At 43.9% G+C, this 1,652-nt stretch carries 3 protein-coding genes; all 3 read right to left on the bottom strand.

All coding sequences use genetic code 11. The features are described from left to right. A partial coding sequence (locus WBV27_RS09570; RefSeq protein ID WP_424201532.1) for a Gx transporter family protein occupies positions 1-466 on the bottom strand: 466 nt, incomplete at its 3' end. 137 nt (positions 467-603) lie between these two features. Then, complete coding sequence (locus tag WBV27_RS09565) at positions 604-1,209, bottom strand: sigma factor (RefSeq protein ID WP_424201530.1); 606 nt, start codon at positions 1,207-1,209, stop codon at positions 604-606. Between the two features lie 234 nt (positions 1,210-1,443). Then, positions 1,444-1,652: HAD family hydrolase (locus tag WBV27_RS09560; RefSeq protein WP_424201528.1), on the bottom strand; the 209-nt coding region annotated here is incomplete at its 5' end.

Raw genomic sequence — 1,652 nt, 5'->3', positions numbered from 1 at the left:
CCGCCACACCGACCGCGATTCCCGAGAAGATGCCGGTAACGGAAAGGATCGGCAAGTAGAGCATCACACTGAACGATTGCGCAATCAGACTCGCCATCGCCAACTGGCCGACATTATGCAGAATCCCGCCGGCAGCACTGATGCCGATCATGCTGACCCGCTTCGGACCCAAAAGTCGGACCAAAAGCATCCCGCCATAACTCAAAAAAGCCCCCGCAAAACTGTAAAGGAAGGTCGATAATGTCCCGCCCAACAACGTCGAGATCAACAACCGCATCCACACGACCTTCAGACTGTCCTTATAAGGCAATGTAAAGATCGCCAACAAGGTTATGATGTTCGCCAAACCCAGCTTCGCGCCCGGCGCAAACGCGAACGGAAACGGAATCGCCCGCTCCAGCATCGTGATGACCACCCCCTGCGCAGCCAATAATGAAATATAGATCAAACGTTTATTTTTATTCATAATTATGTCCTTGCTTCTTAAAATTCATACTTAAAGTGTAGCACAATTGAGCCAAAGAAATGAACTACGGACCCGTTTTTCCGGAAAAGAAAAAATACCCCTCCGGAAAGTTTTTCCGGCGAGGCATTATTCGGATATCAATCTAACAAACGTTTCATTTTGCGGTGGCATCTATCATAGGCGTTCTTGATAGATGTCACCTCGCAGTCCAGATCATCGGCGATGGTCAGAAAATCCGATCCATTGATGAAACGAATGAACACAGCCTGCTCGAAATCAGACAGAATTTCAAAGTAACACGATGCACTTTCCCTCACCATAACGATCTCTTCAGGAGAGAAGTTCATCGAAACGACACCTTCAAATGAATGTTCAGTATGATTGCTGTACTGATTTTCCAAGATCGCATCCAACGACACCGCGCCTTTGTCAATCTTTCTCTTTACGGCACTTTCTTTCCTGATTAAGCTGAAAATATGATGTTTGAGGGTTAATTTGTAGAAACTCGCAAACTGCAGGCCTTTTTCGGGAACATAAGACTGAACAGCCTTATGCAGTACCATACGGGCCTCCTGCCAGAAATCCTCTTGTTCCAAAAAACGTAAATAATAGGCTTTGTTGAACTTTTTTACTAGTGGTAAAAACCTATAGAAGAGTTCTTCAAAGTACATAGGGTGCCCTTGTTGGATCAGCGCCACCAACTGTTCAGGGCTGTGTTCCGATAGTTCCATTTCTTCATTCATTATTTAATCCCCCCAATTATATTTTGGCAATGTATTATGTATCTTCGGAAATCCATGATATATTGCCTAACACCTATTATACCGATAAAGAAAGCGCTGTCAAACATTTGTTTGATTTTTTATTCACTAAATTTCGTTCCCATATTTTAAAACTTTGAAATCCATATTAATTCCTGCATGCTCTCTCATTTTATTGAGCAAGTGCGTGGTATTGATATCAATCACCTTACTGTCCTACAGTCCTCTCGCAAGTCCATCCACCAACCGCAACAATTCCTCCGGGGTATCCACAACATACGTTGCCGAAACATCCTTGTTTACCACTTCATGGTTCCGGAAATTCACCCAGATTGTCTTCCACCCCGCCGCAGTTGCCCCAATTATGTCATTATCGAAATTGTCTCCAATGTAATATACGTCGTTTTTCGCGAAAACCATTCTTC

This window comes from Trichococcus sp., from assembly GCF_049589555.1.
Taxonomy (GTDB): Bacteria; Bacillota; Bacilli; order Lactobacillales; family Aerococcaceae; genus Trichococcus.
Note: the sequence above shows the minus strand (reverse complement) of the source record. Positions and strands in the feature narration are given on the sequence as shown.

Coding starts and splice junctions, on each gene's coding strand:
- WBV27_RS09565 (WP_424201530.1), bottom strand. CDS start 1,209: ATGAATGAAGAAATGGAACTATCGGAACACAGCCCTGAACAGTTGGTG.